This window comes from Jeotgalibacillus marinus, from assembly GCF_040801915.1.
Lineage (GTDB): Bacteria > Bacillota > Bacilli > Bacillales > Jeotgalibacillaceae > Jeotgalibacillus > Jeotgalibacillus marinus.
Map to the genome: position 1 here is coordinate 55,897 of NZ_JBFMIA010000009.1, position 15,588 is coordinate 71,484.

A 15,588-nucleotide genomic window follows, 5' to 3' on the forward strand; every position below is an offset into this window, starting at 1 on the left:
TGAAATTATTTAGAATTATAATTTCACTGAACGTACGGTGAACTTTTTGGAAGGTAGATGATAGGATGACAAAAAAGAAAATAACTAGCCGAGACCTTCAGGCAGAGGAACGCCGTAGACAACTTCTTCAAGCCTCCAAGGAATTATTCGCTGAACAAGGCTTTCACGCCACGCCAATTCGAAAAATCAACCGCAGCATCGGAATGGCGGACGGGCTGATCTATCATTATTTTCCGAAAGGGAAGCAGCAAATCTTGGAGACAATCGTGGAAGAGGCGTTTACAAGCCGGTTCGAAACCCTTCAACAGCTTTCGGATTCAATTACGAACGATATACCACTTAAACAAACATTAATCACTTTTCTAGAACGTATGTATGAAATGATTATGTCTGACCGCCAGTCAGCCCTCATTATGTTTAGGGAACGCGCGCATTTAAGCGATGATTTTGTTGAGAAGTTAAGCGCTATGATTATGAACCGCTTAGACTGGATGGCTAAGTTTCTCCGTGAGCGTCATGAAGATGGTGAGATAGCAGAATTGGACTTTCAAATTGCTGCAAAACAGATTGTATCCATCAACTTTATGCTTATTATTAGGGAGTTGGCAGGTATTAATATTATTACAGAATCACACGAAGAGTTTGTTGAGAAATCGGTGGATCAGCTTGTGAAATTTTGGTCTATGAAACCAGTTTAAAGCTCTGTAAAAATAAATCCTCCTTAATGGAGGATTTATATAGATCACTATTTTCACCGAACGTTCAATGAAAATTAGGAGGGATCAAATGAATAGCTTTAGATCGATGTTTCGTCAGCCCTTGTTTTACATTTCTATGGTGAGTGTACTTCTGGTAGTTATGGTATTGTCGTTCGCGATGCTTGGATCAACGATTGATCCGAAGGCATGGAGTTACCAACTGGGGAGAACGTGAACTTCGGAGAAAAAATGAAGGAAGCGTTCACTGCTGATACGTTACCTACTGGTGAGGATTCTCCTTTCTTATGGACGGAGGTACAATCTGAGCAACAGGCTAGAGATGCAATGAATAATCAGGAATACTACGCAACGCTAGTAGTGCCTTCCACCTTCAGTTCAAATGTAATGTCGCTTCTAAATACGGATTCAGCACAATCTTCGGTTACGGTTATTCTTAATCAAGGGAAAAATCTCACAGTAGCAACTACGGTAAACACGATCATGGACAAAATGATTGCAGGATTGAATGGACAGCTTCGTGAGCAATTAATCAATTCGGCAGAGGAGCGCGGCATGGAGGCGTTGCCAACAGCACAAGTAAACCTGCTAGCTGAGCCGGTAAACACTGTATTCGAAACTGTAAATGCAGTAGGCGAACGCAGTGCGAACGGCAATGCCCCGGTTGTTTTCACTCAGCTGCTATGGGTAGGAAGTATGGTTGGCGCCCTTACGATCTTCCTCACTGCCCGCAATGTAAAAGAAGGGCAGAAAAGTGGCTGGGGCACAGCTATTGGACAGCTTGTGCTTGGCGCGATAATTGCACTCATTGCCTCTGGCAGCTTGCTATTTACAGGAGTGGAGATTCTAAGTCTTCGTGTTCCTGATATGATGGAAATGTGGGGCTATACAGCGCTTATTAGTTATTGCTTCTTTTTGCTCATGACAGGGATATTAAATTGGACGGGACTTAAAGGTATGCCGCTTCTTGCACTTTTGTTCTTTTTCGGTCCGCCTGCACTTAGTTTACCGGTGGAGTTTTTACCTGATGTATCGAGGTACTGGCTGCTATCATGGGTTCCTCTTCGCTTCGGAGTTGAAATTCTTCGCGATTTATTCTATTTCGGTGAAGGGCTAAACCTAAGGGAACCTCTAAAGGTACTTTCTTTGACCGCTGCAGTTGGTGCAGCTCTTGTACTTTTGTCTGAGCTAAAGCCGGTGAAGGAACCACAAGGGAAAAAAGATAAGGCTACTACTTAACCTTATAAAACTCTAGTAAATAGGCTCACGCCATCGACAAGTTAAGCAGAACCCAAATCTATAAAAACGCTATTCTTTCTTTAATAGACTGAAAGGATAGCGTTTTTATATATAAGAATCCATTTCAAACGATCTTAAACTTTTTGTTCACCTTCCAAAATACGAATGGATTCATCGGGATAGACAAAGCTCTCGAAACGTCGTTCACTGTTCCTTGTGTGACAGTGCGGAGCTTAGTTAATAGGACTTTTGAGCAGGCCTGTGATGATTTCATTTAATGTCCTTCTCCCTGATACGACCGTGTCATACCCTTTTTCCCAACCCGTTTCAGCCAAACGAGTACATTGTCGGTTTCTTTCATCGTTATATAATCAAGAGGCTAGAATATTATCCATATGTTTTCTTTCTTCACCTGATGATAGATTTGCAATTAGCAACACTGTTTTCATAGAATTGTCTCCTTAAGGGTATAAAATAATCTGTTTACTCATTCGACTCTAAATGAATAAATTCCCTTCATTTCGATTCTCCAATGACGAAAACAAATTCTTCGAGTATAATGAGTACTAGTACTTGATCCTATAATCAATAAATTCACAAAAATGATTACGCATAAAAGGAGATACATATATGTTTGATTGGAGAAATATATTCCGCGGAATGGCTATGGGGACAAGCGATCTTATCCCAGGCGTCAGTGGAGGAACCATTGCCGTTCTATTAGGTATTTATGATCAATTTATTAATGCAATTAGCGGTATGACTACAAAAGAATGGAAAAAGCACGTCCCCTTTTTATTGACTATTGGTCTGGGAATGGCATCAGCTTTGCTACTATTTAGCCATGTGGTAGAGTGGTTACTTAATGAATATCCACAACCAACGAACTTCTTTTTTATCGGTTTAATCGCAGGGATTCTTCCTTATTTGTTGAAGGAAGCCAATGAAAAAGGCACATTTAAACCAAAACATTTTATCCTCTTTGTAGTCGGTGCCATTTTAGTAGCTATCATCGGTTTTTTCACACCGGAAGAAAGTGGCAAACTGATTGAAACGCTAACACTTCAGTCCAGCGGCGTTTTGTTTGTAGCAGGCGCTTTAGCAAGTATGGCCCTGTTACTGCCAGGTGTCAGCGGCTCACTTATTTTAATGATTTTTGGCGTGTACGACACTGCAATAAACTCACTCACAACATTGAACCTACCTATTATTCTGCTGATCGTAGCAGGTATTGGAACGGGCTTTATTTTAAGCAGTAAAGGAATCAAATATTTGCTAAACCAACATCCACTGGTGATGTACGCGCTCATCCTCGGATTAGTTTTCGGCTCACTCTTTGTTGTGTATCCAGGACTAACATTAGCCTTTAACAATGTTTTACTTAGTGTTATTGCCCTCTTATTCGGACTTTTTATAGCAACTTACCTAGGGAAAAAAGGGTAAAACAATACAGAAGCAATCACGTTCTGTTCCGACATTTAAAATACGAGCTGACCTCGAAGCTAGTAGCTGTAATTGGAAAAAAACAAGCACCTATTTCTTAATTGAAATAGGTGCTTTATCGTACTTGAGTGACATATTTCCTTTCTATTATTCGTAGTATTAGTAAAGGAGGCATCCCAATGCAACAATCGAACGCTGAAGAACGGTTATTTGCTAGTCTCATGTATTTTACGAGTTTTATCACTACGATTATTGGTCCAGCAATCTTATGGTTGTTGAAACGTGATTCTGCCTACGTACGACAACATGGCATCATGTATTTCAACTTTATTGTGAGTTATTTCTTGTATCAAGTCGCCGCAAGTTTTTTATATTTTATCGGAATCGGTTTTGTGATCAACGGCATTTTAGCCATGATGATGATCATCTTCACGATAATCGCTGGGATCTATGCTTATGAAGGCGCTGTTTATCGAATTCCATTAGTCATACGAATTTTCAGCTGACTTTGGTCAGCTTTTTTCATGCTGCAATGATATCCTTCATACTACGTTTAAATCACAAAAATACAGCCCTCTAAAACGTAGAGGGCTGCTCACACAATTACTTTGCTTGTCCGACTGTTTCAACTTCTTGCTTCGCACCGTTATTTTGTTTGATCTCATTTGTTAGTTGATCGATGCTTGGTCTAATATTATGCTTACCAGATAAGTTTTCAAGCATTTCTTTCACATCAATCCCAGAGGAAGCTTTTAGTGATTCCTGCATGGTTGTCATGAGGTTCATTGCATAGCCAGATACCTTGTTTGCACCACCATTTCCGCTGTCACTACCCGTATCAACAACTGTAATTTTATCGATATTACCAAGTGGAGCTGACACTTCTTTTGCGTATTGTGGAAGCATTTTAAGAACCATGTCAAGAGTTGCTGCACGACCATACTCCTCGAATGCCTCTGCAATTTTGCGTTTCGCTTCTGCTTCAGCAAGACCTTTAATACGAATGATCTCTGCTTCTGTTTCCCCTTGTGCACGTTCTGAATCGGCTTGTGCTTGTCCGTCTAGACGTATTTTTTCAGCTTCTGCTTTTGCCATCGCTTCAATTCGATATTTATTTGCATCCGCTTCTGCCATTTCTCTTGATTTACTTGCTGCTGCCGCTTGCTCAACTGAGTAGCGATCAGCATCGGCTTTCTTTTTAACCTCTGAATCATATTGACGTTCCCGACGCAAGATCTCTTTTTCTTCTAATTCAATTTGTTTTTCACGTTCGATGATTTGAATTTGCATTTCTTGTTTTGTTACTTCCTGCTTCGCGCGAGCTGTTTCCAAGTCATACGATTGGTCAGCACGAGCTCTTGCTACATCTTGTTCTCTTCGGTAATCAGCTGTTTTTAGTTGATTATCTTTTTCAGATTCTGCAATTTCAGTGGCACGTTCAAGCTCTGATCGTTTAGCATCTTTATCTGTCTCAGCACGTTTAATACGTGTTTCTTTGTCAGCCTCAGCTGTTGCAATATCAGCGTCTCTTTTTACTTGCGCAATACGCGGTTTACCGAGCGACTCTAGGTAACCGTTTTTATCTCGTACGTCTTTTATGGTAAATGAAACAATAATTAGACCCATTTTCGCTAAATCTTGAGAAGCGACACGTTGTACTTCTTGAGAAAATTTATCACGATTTTTATAAATTTCTTCTACAGTCATTGAGCCTAAAATGGAACGTAAATGACCTTCAAGTACTTCTTTCGCTTCGTTTTCACGATCTTCTTTTTTCTTTCCTAAAAATTGTTCTGCAGCGGTTGCAATTTCACTTATGGAGCCACCAATTTTAATAATGGCCGTTCCATCTGCCATAACGGGAACTCCTTGTTCTGTGTACACTTCCGGCGTTGTTACATCAAGCTTACTCGACAAGAGACTTAACGGATCTGCTTGTTGGAAGACGGGAAAAATGAAGGTACCGCCACCTCGTATAATCTTGATTCGGTTGCCCGATTCATCAGTATGTACATTTTTGGTTCCTAAATAACTGCCTGTTACAATTAGCGCTTCATCTGGACCAGCTGTTCGATATTTCGTGATATATATTCCGATCAGTGCGAATAAAATAACCCCAACTACTCCAATGACAATAAATAAACTCGACATTCTGTTTCCCCCTAGTTCCTACTCTTTATAGAAATCAATTGCTTGCTCATAGTCCGTTACTTGAAGAACACCACTGACCACATCAATGATCAGCACTCTTTCCCCTTCTTCAATAGGACTATTGTTATAGCTCGAAGCAGGTTTTGAAATCATTCCGCTATAACTTTCAATGACTACTTCCCCATAACCATCCGCTGGAATCGGGATAATGACCTTCCCTACTCGACCTTCAAGCGAATTTTCTGTATACGCTAATGACTCTTCTGCTGATTTTAAAGGTACTAAGATAAAAAAATGCAAAAGAAAACTTGCTATTAGTGAGATTACAATACTAATTAGTAATGCAATAAACGAAGAGATTGAAGAGATTGATTCAAACAAATATCCGCTGCCCGAAAAAATTGTAATGAATGCTAAAATCGTTGTAGGATTAAAAAGACCAAATGCTCCCCAAACCCCTTCGATTGCATCTCCAAAAAGCAAGTAGAGCAACATAATTGCACCTGACAAGAGTAATAACACTAAATAAATGTTCTCTAAACTGTACCCAAATAACTCCATGTCGTGCGAAATCCTCCCTTTCTTGGAATATCCTGTTTATATATAGACGATCCAAGGTACTAAAAGGTTTCATAATTTTTGAATTTTTATAGGAAATGCGCCAACTAACGTTGAAAAAAATCATCGTTAGTTGGCGCACTAGTTTACAATACCCATTATTCTACTGGGGCTATTTTGTTAGCAAGCTTCTTGGCTTCTTCTTTTGATTCTTCAAGGATCTTATCAGCCTTGTCAGGAAACTGACTCATACCTTCACAAATGACCGAATCATAGTCTTTAATTCCAAGAAAGCGCATAATTTCTTTTAAGTAATCCTCTGAAAAATTCAATCCCGTTCCTTTGTAAACACCACCCACTACTTCGATATGAATCGCACGTTTATCCTTAACCATTCCTTCTTGCCCGCCTGCAGTATAACGAAATGTCTTGCCTGGGATACACAAGGAATCAATGTACGTTTTTAATCTTGGTGGAAACAACAAATTCCAAAAAGGTGTGATAAACACATATACGTCAGCCGCTAGAAACTGATCCAAAACATGATCCATCACTTTTGTTTTATGTGCTTCTACTGCCGTTAGCGGTTCACCAGATCTTTTTTTCCCCCACGAAGCCAACACGTCTTCATCTATTTCTTGAAGTTCTGTTTCATATAAATGAACATATTCAACTTCTGCATCTTTTTCTAACTTTGTAAAATGCTCAATAAACACATCCGCAATTTCTTCACTTACAGATTTTTTGTTTCTCGGGTTAGCGTTGATGTATAAAATCTTCATACGGGCTTTTCCTCCCTTATCTAGAAAAATGGTTTACTTACCTTCTATGATATGCTTTTTATATATATTTTTGAAATAATCAATCTTTTTTATTTTTTTTAACGTAATACATTGAACTGCTATCAATTAATCCATACTATAAAAGAATATACAAAGTAAACATCCATTAAATCATAAGTAAGTCCCAACATTTTATGACAGTATAAAAAAGAAAAAAATAGACAACCCTTATCTGTACACTATCACGAAACAAATAACGTAAAATAAACAATAAAATCAATTTGTTATCTTAAGTAAAGGTGCTGGTGAAAATGGGCACAGTTCATGGAAATTATAAAGAAGGTTTTTCACTCGATAACCAAAATACTGGGGACTATAAAAAAGTTTCCATTACCCTTCATTACCGTCGGCATGATGGAGATTATAGTGGCTGGAATCTGTGGGTTTGGCTAGAAGGACAAAATGGACGTATGGTTGAGTTTGTTGAAAAGTCTTCATACGGACGCACAGCTACATTTACAATGGAGGACTCAACCGGAATCAATCGTGTTGGTTTTATCATACGGAAAAGCACGGAACAAAATGATTGGGCAAGCAAACGATTTGACGATCGGTTTATTACATCATTTGATGACAATGCACATGCAGAAGTTTGGCTCGTACAAGGGATAGAAAAAATTTATTATCATAAAAAGGAGGTTGACGTAACACCAAGTATAATAAGTGCTACGTTGGAAAAATGGCATGAAATTGAGGTTAAGACAAATCTGGCTTTTGATTGGGAACACGACAATATCACAGTTAATCTTGAAGGAGCATCGATTAAAGAAATCCATGTGTCAAAAGACCATGATTCTTCTCGTCTCGCTCACCAGTTAACGATAAAAACAAAAGAAAAATTGACCTTACAAGCAGACTACCGTGTTGCTATTTCGCATTTTGGAACCTGTGATGTTACCTATGGTTCAATCGTTCGCACCAAACAATTTAATGACGAATTTGCTTACAACGGCACACTGGGCGCAATTTATACAAATGAACGGACATTGTTTCGCGTATGGTCGCCCGATGCACAAAAAGCAACACTTGCGCTTTATTCAAACGCTGAAGTAAAAGAACTTTCTTTGTATCCGATGGAAAAAGGACCTAATGGCACATGGAGCTATGATTTCAATGGGGATACGCACGAAATGGTGTATATGTTCCGTGTTAAAATCGGTAAAGACTGGCATGAAGCGGTCGATCCCTATGCTAAAGCTGTAACTGTGAATGGAGAAAAAGGCGTTGTCGTTGACCTTTTAAAAACGAACCCAGCGAAGTGGACCCTTTCAAAGCCACCTTTTCAGTCAATTGAAGATGCAATCATTTATGAGCTTCATGTACGCGATGCTTCGATCGACCCAAACAGTGGGATTACACACAAGGGAAAATTTCTAGGTTTAACGGAGACAAATACAATGACGTCTGATGGTTTTAAAACAGGCATCGACCATATTGTAGACCTTGGTGTGACACATGTTCAACTACTCCCAATCAATGATTATTGGACTGTTGACGAAACGAAAAGCGAATCGTCTCAGTATAACTGGGGGTATGATCCACAACATTTTAACGCGCCAGAAGGTTCTTATTCAACAGATCCATTTCATCCAAGATCGAGAATCATTGAGTTAAAAAAACTGATACAAACACTACATGACCGTGGGATACGTGTCATTATGGATGTCGTATACAACCATGTATATAACGTTGCTCATTCAAATTTTCATCAGCTGGCTCCTGGTTACTATTTCCGCTATACAAAAGATGGGTTACTTTCAAATGGGACTGGAGTAGGGAGCGATACTGCTTCTGAGCGATACATGATGAGAAAATTCATTGTCGATTCACTCGTTTATTGGGCAACAGAATATAACATTGACGGCTTTCGGTTTGATTTGATGGGAATCCACGACATCGATACGATGAATACTGCTAGACAAGCACTTGATGAGGTCGATCCATCTATCATCATGCTCGGTGAAGGTTGGAATTTGTTAACTCCACTTGCTGAAGAAAAAAAGGCAAACCAATTAAATGCTGACAAAATGCCTCGAATCGCTCATTTTAATGATTCAATACGTGACCATTTAAAAGGAAATAACTTTTTTGATCAAGACAGAGGATTCATCAATGGACGCGACGGCTACAACGTTCAAATTAAACAAGGAATTTCTGCAGGAATGAAGGTCCACTATGATCGCCAACGTTTCATTACACCAAATCAAGTAGTGAACTACGTAGAAGCTCACGACAACCATACTCTTTGGGATAAGCTAACGTTAACAAATCCCGGAGCTTCAATTGAAGATGTAAAGTTGATGCACAAACTAGCCACGTCCATTGTGCTCCTGTCACAAGGTATTCCTTTTCTGCATGCTGGGCAAGAATTTATGCGTACGAAAAACGGAGATCATAATAGTTATCAATCTCCAGATTCGATCAACATGATGAATTGGGATCGCAAAGCTGAATTCGCACAAGAGGTTGAGTATGTAAAAGGTCTTATCGCATTAAGAAAGTTTAGTGAAGCCTTTCGGATGAAGTCTCGCCAAACAATCGAAGGTAGCATGCATTTCTTTCCTACCGATGAGTACCTCATTGCTTATCAATTACTCGTACACTCGGATGTTGAGGCATATTCAGAATATGTGGTTATTCACAATGCTCATCAACACCCAGTTTTATTTAATCTCAATTCTGTTGGACCATGGAATGTCTTAGTAAATGGCTATAAAGCAGGAATCGAACCACTGAGCATCATCAAACGTAACCGTGTGGAAGTGCCGCGATTGTCTACACTCGTCCTCACAAAAAAATAACATTCCCTTGTCCATTGTTTCGTGCTCCTTGATTAGGGAACAGACAAAAAGATGAAAGGTAGATGATAAAATGTTATATATACTAGCCATTTTCATTCCACCTTTAGCTGTGCTTTTTACAGGGAGGTTCGGATCATTCCTATTAAATATTTTATTGACGTTGTTAGCCTACATCCCTGGTCTAATTCACGCAGTTATTGTCATTCGCGATCAGAAGCATAAAAAAGATATAGAACGTATTCTGAGAAGAAGCAACAAAAGAAGCTGACCGATAGTCAGCTTCTTTTGCTTAGATGAAAAACGACAAAAGACAATTTCTAATCATTTTTCAACGATTGTGCATATCATGAAGTATCCCCAATTATACGTGAAAACTCAGACAGACAACTCGGACGAGTACAATCAATTTGAGAAAGGAGAAGAGTCATGGATCAATGGCTGCGTTATGTTTCGATTATTTCTATGCTTGTGTTTGGATCAATTGAACTTTATTTCGGACTAAGATACGGCGTATGGTCACTTGAGGTTCTTATTGGCTTCGGAGCAGCGCTAGCATTATTTCTACTTACTCTCAAGCCATCTCAAGATAAACAACATCGTACTCGAATGAAACACTAATCTTTTGCGTCCCCCTTATTCGTACTCATGTTATGATTATGAGTACGATAAGGGGTGATCATCATGAAAGATCCATTTACACTATCAGAAAAGGACAAGCAATCTATGGTTCAAGCACTACGAAGCTACTTTGAAGAAGAGCGCAATGAAGAAATTGGTGAATTAGCAGCCACACTTTTACTCGACTTTCTACTAAAAGAAATCGGTCCAACCATATATAATAAAGGGGTCGCTGACGCTCATTCATATTTAACAGAAAAGCTTGAAGATGTGTTTGAAATTCAGAAGTAAGTACAAACTGGAAGCAGATGCAGGAGCTTAACTCCGACAAACGTAAGACGATCAACACATGTAGCACTTTTTTTCTATTGAAATGAGGAGTGGCTATGATTCGAGGAGCTAGATGTACAAAAATAGGCGTAAGAGAACATTTCTTAATTAAGAGGTGCTCTCCTACGCCTATTTATTATGTATTAAACCTTCACTCGACTATTCGACACGAGCTCCTTCTTTAACGATCAGTTCTGTATCTGATGAGGAATTTGCTTGATCTATATTCATGGCATGCCATGTAAAAACCCACTCGTTATCCTTTAAATAAGGTAGTTCTTCAGAAATTAAGTATCGCTCTGTGTCCCTGTAGATTTCAAACCAGATCTTCGCTTTGTAAGATTGCATTGCGAGTTTTTTTGCTTCATTTACATTAACGAGCTGAGTGTTTTGTTGCTTAATGACAATCGGTATTTCAGCTGTGAATGCTGGTTGTGCTGTGGGATAAAACGTAATATTGATCGTATATTGATCAGAAGGTGCTAAGGTCGTCTCCTGTTCATTCAATGGAATTTCTAAATCGAATTGCGCTGATTTGGAAAGTTGTTCATTAGAGATCATACTTGCTGTTTTTGATTCGTCTTCTCCGCATGCAGCTGCAGGGTTTTTCTGAATCAATTCATTACCGATCATCTCCGCATTGACTGTAATAGTGATCGGTTCACCACAGCGCTCATCATAGGTCACTGGTGCGCTGAGTTCATTCTGTAAAGTGGTTTCGATGCTGATAACATCGCCCTCTAAAAACTCTTCTCCATTGGTCACAACATTCAACGTAAGACCATTCGATGAAAAATCGTATAATTCCTTGATGTCAGAATCGGAGCCGCTTCCTGGAAAGTATACAAAGGATAAAAAGGCAATACCCGCTACAAAAAACCCAATACCGATCCACGAACTTTTTCTCATTCTGCTCCTCTCCTTTCTAGACGTAGCTTATTACTATTATATCTATGATTTCTTGTGATAATACTTTTAAACAGCATAATACTTTTCTGTTTGATTGTTCTAACGACTGTCAGGATAATTAAGAAGCCAATTTGGTCTGCACTTGTTTTGAAACTTCTACAAATTTGTACTATTATATAGTTAGAGTACCATAATGTCGGATTTGACTCTTGAGATAGTTTTGTTTCCTTGAAAGATCTATGGGGTGAAAAAAGTAAGTTGTAGTTTGGTTCAATCCGTTAGCGAGAGGATCGTTTGCTTCCAATTTGTTCTGTTTACCCTTTGATTTGCGAATCTCCTATAAGATGGTTTATATTTAGGAGATACTATTGTAAAATTTTATTAACAAAAAAGATCATGATTATCCACTAAGGAATATGGGGTGTTAAGATGACAACGGCAAATGTAGGACAATTTGTACGATTCACACGACATGGTTTTGAAATTACAGGGGAAGTAACGAAGATTCTTGAACGTTCTGTAATTGTTAATATTTCTGGAGAAGACGCATTATTACTTGATTATGGTACTAATTTCACCGTGGTTTCACATGAAAATTATGAAGTGATAAAAAAATGATTTTTAAAACACACGCGCTATCCACTAAGTGGTAGCGCATTTTTCATGTATACAAATTGTCTATCTCGACCATGCTCAGTGCATCTTCATCATTGCCCTCATTTAGATCAACAGCTTCAAAATTACTAATTAATAAATAGATCACAATCAACATCACAATGACAAGTAAAACCATTCCTATAACGATTTTTTTGCCGTTCATTCTTTTCCAATCTCTTTAACTGCTTGATTACCTACATTCATCAACATATCCACGTGCGGGATCCCATCATCCAAATACTCTTCTGATGTTTCCTCAAAGCCAAATGATTGATAAAAATGTTTAAGATAGAACTGTGCCTGCAGTTTAATGTTTTCTACTTTCCATTCTTCGACCATGATCTCTATCGACTTCAACATCAATTCGCGTGCGATACCGCTTCCACGATGAGATTCATTCACGATGATTCTGCCAATAGAAGGAACATTATATTTGACTCCTCCTGGAAGAAGGCGTGCATAGGCCACCAATTCTCCTTTATGTTCAAGCGTCAGATGATGGCCTTTTGTATCATACCCATCAATTTCTTCATACGCACATTGTTGTTCTACAACAAAAATATTAGTTCTCTCCATCAAGATTCGATATAATTCATGCGTTGTTAATTCATCAAACGATTTTAATGTCCACTCCACTTTCCATCCTCCATTCTGTTCAGTCACCAATAGTTCCATTATAATAACTTTATAAACAAAAGCGCAAGCATGGTCATTCAGCCACAACAAGCATAAAGCGCGCTGACTTACCTCTTGAGCTAGATGGTACAAAAGCGCAAGAGGTAAGTCAGCCAAGACACGAAAAGAAAAAAATTCATCTCCCCAGCGAGAAAGGAAGAAAGAAACGTGGAAAAAGCAGCAACGTTGATTGTTGATACCCTAATTTGGCTAGGTATTCTATTTATTATATTTACCGTGTTTATCATTGGCTTTTTACTTAAGCTAAAAGACATTAATAAAGAAAAGAAGCGTCCTATAGACAAGCGTGAACGATAGGATGCTTTTAAATTACGTGAAGAAAAGCAGCAACATATGGGCAGAGCTTCCTTCTATTTTCAGAAATCTAAAAAGCTGCCGAGTTTTCTCTCGACAGCCTTTTTGTTTTCCGTATTATAATGGACGCATTTCGTCTTCATAGGTGATCTCTTCTGGCTGTTTTGGTTTACGTGCAAAGCACATAATGCCTGCGATCAAGAAGAGTAATGCTGGCAACCAACCAAATAAAAACGTACCAAGACCAACCACTACTGTACTCGCGATCAACAATCCACCTGCAAGATTTGGTTTGCGATTTCCACGCACAACTACGATGGCGATAATACTTAGAATCGTACTAATCATGACAGCAATGATGAATACAACCCCTAAACTATTCAGAGCATCGAAAATAACGGAAGGATCCAAACCTGCTTCAGCAAGTACTGGGTCATCTTGAAAGATCTCTTCGAATTCCATTCTTGACTGATCATCTGAGAAAACCGGTTTTAGAATAAATGCTCCCGCAATCATTAAAACGTTAATAACAACACCAATTACTGTTAAGATGATTTCCGCTGTTCTTTTCATTTTGAATTACCTCCTAATATGTAAGATATACAAATTACCTCCCCTATTATACGGAAACATTCATCTTAAAGTTCCCATATCAAAAAAAAAATCAATTATTCTTCTTGAATGACTTGAATCAATTCTTTTAATCTTTTTATGGTATGATCCGGTTTTCCATCAAATCGGCTAACCTCTGTAGCTTCTTCATGTTGAATCCAGATACTTTTCATCCCTATCCGATTCGCGCCAAGTATGTCGGTTCTTTTGTTGTCTCCAACCATCCACACATCTTCTGTTCTTAAATCTACAAGACGCAAGGCATGTTCAAAGACAACGGGCGATGGCTTGCCAATTCCAATATTCCCTGAAATGATTATATGTTCAAAATACGGGACAATGTTTGGTGTGATCGCTAGTTTTTCAAGTTGAAGTGATGGTGCACCGTTTGTTAGTATAAGCAGTTGAATTCCTTGTTTTTTAATGAAATCAAGTACTTCAAATGTTTCTTCATACAACACCGGTTGTTCTCTTCTATGAGCAATAAAGTATTCACTTAACCTCTCACCTTCCCTTTCGCCAGTGAAACCGCATTGTCGAAGTGCTTCCGTCCACACCCTTTTACGATAATCTGGCATAAGCCTTCCCATCTCTCTAAATTGATGGTTAACTACATCACCAAACCCCCCCCATAGCCCTTCAAATGGGTTTATTCCAATGGTTTGTGTAAAGGCATATGTCGGATATTCTGAATAGATCTTCGGTGCAATGCGGCGCACAGCATCAACTAGTTTTAAAGAATCAACTCCATACGCTTTTTCAGCATCTTGAGCTGTATAATGTAACGCTCGCTCAATACTTTTTTTATCCCAAAGTAATGTATCATCCAAATCAAAAATAATTGCTTTTGGCATCAATTATTCCACTCCCTATACAAGTGATCTTTTTATTGTCGCAAAATTCAGTTCTAATTACACGAAGAAAAAGCATTTTCCCATAAGTTATTAGAGAAAATGCTTTTGTATGTCCTATTAAGAAGGATTTAACATGCGATCTAAAAATTGCATGGTACGCGCTTCTTTCGGATTTTTTAAAATTTCTGATGGGGGTCCTTGTTCAACAATATGACCGCCATCGATAAATAGCACATGATCGGCTACTTCTTCAGCAAACTTTAACTCGTGAGTGACAATCGCCATCGTCCAGCCCTCGTTGGCAAGTTCTTTAATTACGCGAAGCACTTCCCCTACAAGTTCAGGATCAAGCGCAGATGTTGGCTCATCAAACAGCATAAGCTCTGGTTCGATAGCTAGTGCTCGAGCGATTCCCACACGTTGCTGCTGTCCACCTGAAAGCTGGTGAGGATAGAGATGCATTTTTTCACCTAAACCAACTTTTTGCAGCAATGATTCGGCCAACTCACGAACTTGACCTTTTTCTTTTTTTTGAACAATAACTGGTCCTTCCATCACATTTTCCAATGCCGTTTTATGAGGAAACAGGTTGTAGGATTGAAATACCATACCTGATTTTCGACGAAGCCTTAAAATGTCATTTTTAGAAGGATTTTTATTAAATGATACGTCAAAGCCATCATGGAAGTGAAAAGAACCTCGATTAGGCATTTCAAGCGCATTTAAGCAACGAAGTAGAGTCGTCTTGCCAGATCCTGAGGGACCAATAATGGCAATAACGTTCCCTTTTTCAATCTCGATATCCATGCCTTTCAACACTTCTAACTCACCAAATGATTTGTGTAAATCTTTCACCGATATTAACATG

Annotated in this window: 20 protein-coding genes; 11 read left to right on the top strand and 9 right to left on the bottom strand. The window is 38.8% G+C overall.

Annotation, left to right across the window (positions count from 1 at the left end):
- Positions 1-65 precede the first annotated feature (65 nt).
- The 5 genes from AB1471_RS10865 (at position 66) to AB1471_RS10885 (ending at position 3,904) form a co-directional block, all read left to right on the top strand.
- Positions 66-698 (top strand): TetR/AcrR family transcriptional regulator, encoded by a 633-nt coding sequence (locus AB1471_RS10865; protein ID WP_367779789.1) that lies wholly within the window; start codon positions 66-68, stop codon positions 696-698.
- Positions 699-786: 88 nt separating this feature from the next.
- A complete protein-coding gene (locus AB1471_RS10870; RefSeq protein ID WP_367779790.1) occupies positions 787-933 on the top strand; it encodes a hypothetical protein in 147 nt (48 codons plus the stop codon).
- Positions 930-1,955: a YhgE/Pip domain-containing protein gene (locus tag AB1471_RS10875; RefSeq protein WP_367779791.1), complete on the top strand. Its 1,026-nt coding sequence runs from the start codon at positions 930-932 to the stop codon at positions 1,953-1,955. The genes AB1471_RS10870 and AB1471_RS10875 overlap by 4 nt, the downstream gene beginning before the upstream one ends.
- Positions 1,956-2,585: 630 nt before the next feature.
- Entirely contained in the window at positions 2,586-3,398 is an 813-nt protein-coding gene (locus AB1471_RS10880; protein WP_367779792.1) for a DUF368 domain-containing protein, read from the top strand.
- A gap of 179 nt (positions 3,399-3,577) precedes the next feature.
- Positions 3,578-3,904 (top strand): DUF4870 domain-containing protein, encoded by a 327-nt coding sequence (locus tag AB1471_RS10885; RefSeq protein WP_367779793.1) that lies wholly within the window; start codon positions 3,578-3,580, stop codon positions 3,902-3,904.
- 97 nt (positions 3,905-4,001) lie between these two features.
- On the opposite strand, the gene floT is transcribed toward AB1471_RS10885, so the two are convergent.
- The 3 genes from floT to AB1471_RS10900 all read right to left on the bottom strand — a co-directional run bounded on the left by floT (position 4,002) and on the right by AB1471_RS10900 (position 6,889).
- Positions 4,002-5,549: a flotillin lipid rafts scaffold protein FloT gene (gene floT / locus AB1471_RS10890; RefSeq protein WP_367779794.1), complete on the bottom strand. Its 1,548-nt coding sequence runs from the start codon at positions 5,547-5,549 to the stop codon at positions 4,002-4,004.
- A gap of 18 nt (positions 5,550-5,567) precedes the next feature.
- Positions 5,568-6,110: an NfeD family membrane protein gene (locus tag AB1471_RS10895; protein WP_367779795.1), complete on the bottom strand. Its 543-nt coding sequence runs from the start codon at positions 6,108-6,110 to the stop codon at positions 5,568-5,570.
- A 155-nt stretch (positions 6,111-6,265) separates the two neighbouring features.
- Entirely contained in the window at positions 6,266-6,889 is a 624-nt protein-coding gene (locus tag AB1471_RS10900) for an FMN-dependent NADH-azoreductase (protein ID WP_367779796.1), read from the bottom strand.
- A gap of 311 nt (positions 6,890-7,200) precedes the next feature.
- Here AB1471_RS10900 and pulA point away from each other — a divergent pair, with 311 nt between their 5' ends.
- From pulA to AB1471_RS10920, 4 genes are all read left to right on the top strand, one after another.
- Positions 7,201-9,750, top strand: a complete 2,550-nt coding sequence (pulA, locus tag AB1471_RS10905) for a type I pullulanase (RefSeq protein WP_367779797.1) — start codon at positions 7,201-7,203, stop codon at positions 9,748-9,750.
- A gap of 70 nt (positions 9,751-9,820) precedes the next feature.
- Positions 9,821-10,018 carry a YqaE/Pmp3 family membrane protein gene (locus AB1471_RS10910; protein WP_367779798.1) on the top strand — a complete coding sequence of 66 codons (198 nt, stop codon included), beginning with the start codon at positions 9,821-9,823 and terminating at the stop codon, positions 10,016-10,018.
- Between the two features lie 158 nt (positions 10,019-10,176).
- Positions 10,177-10,368, top strand: a complete 192-nt coding sequence (locus AB1471_RS10915) for a hypothetical protein (RefSeq protein WP_367779799.1) — start codon at positions 10,177-10,179, stop codon at positions 10,366-10,368.
- A 63-nt stretch (positions 10,369-10,431) separates the two neighbouring features.
- Entirely contained in the window at positions 10,432-10,659 is a 228-nt protein-coding gene (locus tag AB1471_RS10920) for a DUF2164 family protein (protein WP_367779800.1), read from the top strand.
- A gap of 198 nt (positions 10,660-10,857) precedes the next feature.
- Here the strand turns inward: AB1471_RS10920 and AB1471_RS10925 are convergent, their stop codons facing one another.
- Positions 10,858-11,607: a hypothetical protein gene (locus tag AB1471_RS10925; RefSeq protein ID WP_367779801.1), complete on the bottom strand. Its 750-nt coding sequence runs from the start codon at positions 11,605-11,607 to the stop codon at positions 10,858-10,860.
- 429 nt (positions 11,608-12,036) lie between these two features.
- Between AB1471_RS10925 and AB1471_RS10930 the strand changes: the two genes are divergently transcribed.
- Positions 12,037-12,225 (top strand): DUF2187 family protein, encoded by a 189-nt coding sequence (locus AB1471_RS10930; protein WP_367779802.1) that lies wholly within the window; start codon positions 12,037-12,039, stop codon positions 12,223-12,225.
- Positions 12,226-12,268: 43 nt separating this feature from the next.
- On the opposite strand, the gene AB1471_RS10935 is transcribed toward AB1471_RS10930, so the two are convergent.
- Together AB1471_RS10935 and AB1471_RS10940 are read right to left on the bottom strand one after the other, a co-directional pair.
- Complete coding sequence (locus AB1471_RS10935; protein ID WP_367779803.1) at positions 12,269-12,427, bottom strand: hypothetical protein; 159 nt, start codon at positions 12,425-12,427, stop codon at positions 12,269-12,271.
- Positions 12,424-12,900: a GNAT family N-acetyltransferase gene (locus AB1471_RS10940; protein ID WP_367779804.1), complete on the bottom strand. Its 477-nt coding sequence runs from the start codon at positions 12,898-12,900 to the stop codon at positions 12,424-12,426. The genes AB1471_RS10935 and AB1471_RS10940 overlap by 4 nt, the downstream gene beginning before the upstream one ends.
- A 207-nt stretch (positions 12,901-13,107) precedes the next feature.
- Here AB1471_RS10940 and AB1471_RS10945 point away from each other — a divergent pair, with 207 nt between their 5' ends.
- Positions 13,108-13,257: a hypothetical protein gene (locus AB1471_RS10945; RefSeq protein WP_367779805.1), complete on the top strand. Its 150-nt coding sequence runs from the start codon at positions 13,108-13,110 to the stop codon at positions 13,255-13,257.
- Between the two features lie 114 nt (positions 13,258-13,371).
- Here the strand turns inward: AB1471_RS10945 and AB1471_RS10950 are convergent, their stop codons facing one another.
- The 3 genes from AB1471_RS10950 to AB1471_RS10960 all read right to left on the bottom strand — a co-directional run bounded on the left by AB1471_RS10950 (position 13,372) and on the right by AB1471_RS10960 (position 15,587).
- Entirely contained in the window at positions 13,372-13,827 is a 456-nt protein-coding gene (locus AB1471_RS10950) for a DUF4064 domain-containing protein (RefSeq protein ID WP_367779806.1), read from the bottom strand.
- A 95-nt stretch (positions 13,828-13,922) separates the two neighbouring features.
- Positions 13,923-14,720, bottom strand: a complete 798-nt coding sequence (locus tag AB1471_RS10955) for an HAD family hydrolase (RefSeq protein WP_367779807.1) — start codon at positions 14,718-14,720, stop codon at positions 13,923-13,925.
- Between the two features lie 117 nt (positions 14,721-14,837).
- Complete coding sequence (locus AB1471_RS10960; RefSeq protein WP_367779808.1) at positions 14,838-15,587, bottom strand: amino acid ABC transporter ATP-binding protein; 750 nt, start codon at positions 15,585-15,587, stop codon at positions 14,838-14,840.
- Position 15,588 lies beyond the last annotated feature (1 nt).

Bases quoted from the DNA above. Each gene is read 5' to 3' on its own strand.
- pulA (WP_367779797.1), top strand. From the start codon at position 7,201: ATGGGCACAGTTCATGGAAATTATAAAGAAGGTTTTTCACTCGATAAC.
- AB1471_RS10950 (WP_367779806.1), bottom strand. From the start codon at position 13,827: ATGAAAAGAACAGCGGAAATCATCTTAACAGTAATTGGTGTTGTTATT.
- AB1471_RS10960 (WP_367779808.1), bottom strand. From the start codon at position 15,587: ATGTTAATATCGGTGAAAGATTTACACAAATCATTTGGTGAGTTAGAA.
- AB1471_RS10920 (WP_367779800.1), top strand. From the start codon at position 10,432: ATGAAAGATCCATTTACACTATCAGAAAAGGACAAGCAATCTATGGTT.
- AB1471_RS10900 (WP_367779796.1), bottom strand. From the start codon at position 6,889: ATGAAGATTTTATACATCAACGCTAACCCGAGAAACAAAAAATCTGTA.
- AB1471_RS10930 (WP_367779802.1), top strand. From the start codon at position 12,037: ATGACAACGGCAAATGTAGGACAATTTGTACGATTCACACGACATGGT.
- AB1471_RS10915 (WP_367779799.1), top strand. From the start codon at position 10,177: ATGGATCAATGGCTGCGTTATGTTTCGATTATTTCTATGCTTGTGTTT.
- floT (WP_367779794.1), bottom strand. From the start codon at position 5,549: ATGTCGAGTTTATTTATTGTCATTGGAGTAGTTGGGGTTATTTTATTC.
- AB1471_RS10880 (WP_367779792.1), top strand. From the start codon at position 2,586: ATGTTTGATTGGAGAAATATATTCCGCGGAATGGCTATGGGGACAAGC.
- AB1471_RS10870 (WP_367779790.1), top strand. From the start codon at position 787: ATGAATAGCTTTAGATCGATGTTTCGTCAGCCCTTGTTTTACATTTCT.
- AB1471_RS10865 (WP_367779789.1), top strand. From the start codon at position 66: ATGACAAAAAAGAAAATAACTAGCCGAGACCTTCAGGCAGAGGAACGC.
- AB1471_RS10955 (WP_367779807.1), bottom strand. From the start codon at position 14,720: ATGCCAAAAGCAATTATTTTTGATTTGGATGATACATTACTTTGGGAT.
- AB1471_RS10935 (WP_367779803.1), bottom strand. From the start codon at position 12,427: ATGAACGGCAAAAAAATCGTTATAGGAATGGTTTTACTTGTCATTGTG.
- AB1471_RS10925 (WP_367779801.1), bottom strand. From the start codon at position 11,607: ATGAGAAAAAGTTCGTGGATCGGTATTGGGTTTTTTGTAGCGGGTATT.
- AB1471_RS10910 (WP_367779798.1), top strand. From the start codon at position 9,821: ATGTTATATATACTAGCCATTTTCATTCCACCTTTAGCTGTGCTTTTT.
- AB1471_RS10885 (WP_367779793.1), top strand. From the start codon at position 3,578: ATGCAACAATCGAACGCTGAAGAACGGTTATTTGCTAGTCTCATGTAT.
- AB1471_RS10895 (WP_367779795.1), bottom strand. From the start codon at position 6,110: ATGGAGTTATTTGGGTACAGTTTAGAGAACATTTATTTAGTGTTATTA.